The sequence below is a fragment of the Nocardia farcinica genome (genome assembly GCF_029867845.1).
GTDB lineage: Bacteria > Actinomycetota > Actinomycetes > Mycobacteriales > Mycobacteriaceae > Nocardia > Nocardia farcinica_A.
The window spans coordinates 1-3260 of sequence record NZ_JARWRU010000625.1; the positions used below are offsets into that span (position 1 = coordinate 1).

Here is a 3260-nt window from a genome sequence, read left to right on the forward strand (position 1 = left end):
CCCGCCCCCCCGGGGGGGGGGGGGGCGGGGGGGGGCGGGGGGGGGGCGGGGGGGGCCGGCGCGGCCCGCCGCCGCGCGACTCCGGCCAGCCGTCGCCGCGCGTCCAGTCCCGTTCCAGCCCGTCGTCACCGCCGCGGCGGCGCAGACCGGGCGCGTGCGCGGGTTCGAGCCTGCGCCAGTCGATGAGGTGGGCGGGAATCTCCTGCAGGAACCGCGATTCCGGGTTCGACACCGGCTGCCCCCAGCCCGAGCGCACCATCGCGCGGGTCAGATAGAGCCGCTGCCTGGCCCGGGTGATGCCGACATAGGCCAGGCGACGTTCCTCCGCCAGTTCGGTCGGGTCACCCAGGGCGCGCATGTGCGGGAACTGCCCGTCCTCCCAGCCGGTCACGAACACGACCGGGAACTCCAGGCCCTTGGCGGTGTGCAGGGTCATCATGGTGACCACGCCGGACCCCTCGTCGGGGATCTGGTCGGCGTCGGCGACCAGCGACACCCGTTCCAGGAAGGCCGCCAGCGAACCGGGCTCGGGCTCGCCCTCCCCCTGCTCGGGCAGCAGCCCCTCCTCCCGGGCCGCCGTGGCGGCGTCGAAGGCGCTCGCACTGAATTCGCGTGCCACGCTGACCAGTTCGTTCAGGTTGTCCAGCCGCGCGCCGTCCTGCGGGTCGTCCGAGGCCTCCAGTTCGGCGCGATAGCCGGTGCGGTCGAGCACCGCCTCCACGACCGCGCCGACATCGGGGAAGTCGGCGTCCGCCTGCTCACCGGCGGCCTTGATCTCGTCGAGCAGGTCGAGGAAGCCGGCGATGGCCCGCTGCGCGCGGGTGTTCAGCAGGGCCACCTTGCCCTCGGCGGCGTCGCGCAGCGCCGCGGTGAAGCCGATGCCGCGCTGTTCGGCGTGCACGGCCACGCAGGCCTCGGCCCGGTCGCCGATGCCGCGGCGCGGGGTGTTGAGGATGCGCCGCATGCTGACCGCGTCGTCGGGGTTCTCCAGCACGCGCAGGTAGGCCACGATGTCGCGGACCTCCTTGCGCTCGTAGAAGCGCACCCCGCCGACCAGCTTGTAGGGCAGGCCGAGCCGGATGAAGGTCTCCTCCAGCGCCCTGGAGTTGTTGTTGGTGCGGTAGAAGACCGCCACGTCGTTGTAGTTCGCCTCGCCCGCGTCGACCAGCCGGTCGATCTCGCGGGCCACGAAGGCGGCCTCGTCGTGCTCGTTGTCGGCGACGTAGCCGACGATCGGCTCGCCGTCGCCGGAGTCGGTCCACAGCCGCTTCTCCCGCCTGCCCTGGTTGCGGGTGATGACCGCGTTGGCGGCGGAGAGGATGTTCTGCGTGGAGCGGTAGTTCTGCTCCAACAGGATGGTCTCCGCGTCCGGGAAGTCGCGCTCGAATTCCTCGATGTTGCGGATGGTTGCGCCGCGGAAGGCGTAGATCGACTGGTCGGCGTCGCCGACCACGCACAGCTCGCTCGGCGGCACCGCGGGCTCGCCCGCCCCCTCCCCGCCGCCGGACAACCCGACCAGCTCCCTGATCAGCACGTACTGCGCGTGGTTGGTGTCCTGGTACTCGTCGACCAGCACGTGCCGGAAGCGGCGGCGGTAGTACTCGGCGACCTGCGGGTGGTTCTGCAACAGGGCGACGGTCTCGCCGATCAGGTCGTCGAAGTCCATCGCGTTGGCCCCGCGCAACCTGGCCTGGTACTCGGCGTAGACGCGGGCGACCACGGCGGGCAGCTCGGTCTCGCCACCGGTGGCGGCGTCGGCGGCCGCCTGCTCGGGGTCGATCAGCTCGTTCTTGAGGTTGGAGATGGCGGTGGCCAGCAGCCGCGCGGAGTACTTCTTGGCGTCGAGGTCGAGATCGCGGCAGATCATGGTGAGCAGGCGGCGCGAGTCGTCGGCGTCGTAGATGGAGAAGTTCGAGTTCAGGCCGGGCAGCAGGGCGGCCTGGGTGCGCAGGATGCGCACACAGCTGGAGTGGAAGGTCGACACCCACATGGTGGCCGCGCGCGGACCGACCAGGCCGGTGACCCGCTCACGCATCTCGGCGGCGGCCTTGTTGGTGAACGTGATGGCCAGGATCTGGCCGGGCGAGACGTCGCGGGCGGCCAGCAGGTAGGCGATGCGACGGGTGAGCACGGCGGTCTTGCCCGAGCCGGCGCCCGCCACGATGAGCAGCGGCGCTCCCGCGTGCACGACGGCCGCGCGCTGCTGCGGGTTGAGCCCGTCGAGCAACCGCTCGACCTGTTCGGCGCGCTGCCGCTCGCGTTCGGCCCGGCGGCGGGCCTGCTCGTCGGACTGCTCAGGCCCGGCCGCCTGCCGCCGATCGATCCCGGTTCCCTGCCCGCCGTCGCGTCCCGGCCCGTCCTGCCCGGCGCGCGCCTCGGCATTCCTGCGGGCCTCGTCGGCCCGTTGCTGGGCGCGTTCGGCCAGCGTGCGACGGGTGGAGTCGGGTTGGGGAGCGCCCGCGCGGGGTGCTGTCGTCTGGGGTGCCGCCGTCGTGTCCATTGCCCGTCCACGCTACCGGCGGCCGCCGACAGGCGCGACGCCCCGCCCCCGTTACGGACGTTGCTTTCGCATATTTGAAAATAGGAACGTTTTGCATTGTTCGGGACCCGTGGCAGACTGGCCGACGCGCGTCGGTTCGGCCAGGACGCGTCCGTGCTGACGGTTCGTCGGCGACCGGTATCCCGCATCCGGTGGCTGAGCGCGTACTGCTGGGGGGACTATGGAACCCGCCAGGTCTGTTTCACGGTGAAGGAACGGTCGGTAACGCGCGACGCGCGCGTGCCGATCCACGTTCTGACACGAGGAGATGATTATGAGCACCCCTGCCACGACCGCCGGGTCGGATGCGGCACAGCCCGCCGTGTCGGATGCGACGCAGCCCGCGGTGTCGGAGGCGGCCCAGCCCGCCGGGTCCGAAGCCGTGCAGTCCTCCGGCCAGGACGCGAAGACCGCCGTGTCCGACTCGTCGCTGCCGCAGTCCGAGGCGGAGATCGACAAGCTCCGCAAGGAGATCGACAAGCTCGACGCGGAGATCCTCGCCGCCATCAAGCGCCGCACCGAGATCTCCCGCCTGATCGGCCGCACCCGGATGGCCTCCGGCGGCCCGCGCCTGGTCCACAGCCGTGAGATGAAGGTGCTTGAGCGCTTCAGCGAGCTGGGTCAGGAGGGTCACACCCTCGCCATGCTGTTGCTCCGCCTGGGCCGAGGCCGGCTCGGCAGGTAGCCCCCCGAACGCCCGAGGGGGGGGGGGGGGGGGGGG

At 72.0% G+C, this 3260-nt stretch carries 2 protein-coding genes; one reads left to right on the forward strand and one right to left on the reverse strand.

Going from position 1 to position 3260, the window contains the following annotated elements; all coding sequences use genetic code 11:
- The coding region (locus QH283_RS13745) for a UvrD-helicase domain-containing protein (protein WP_280503390.1) at nt 1-2500 on the reverse strand (2500 nt) is incomplete at its 3' end.
- A 421-nt stretch (nt 2501-2921) separates the two neighbouring features.
- Here QH283_RS13745 and QH283_RS13750 point away from each other — a divergent pair.
- Complete coding sequence (locus QH283_RS13750) at nt 2922-3224, forward strand: chorismate mutase (RefSeq protein ID WP_280503391.1); 303 nt, start codon at nt 2922-2924, stop codon at nt 3222-3224.
- The last annotated feature ends 36 nt before the right edge of the window (nt 3225-3260 follow it).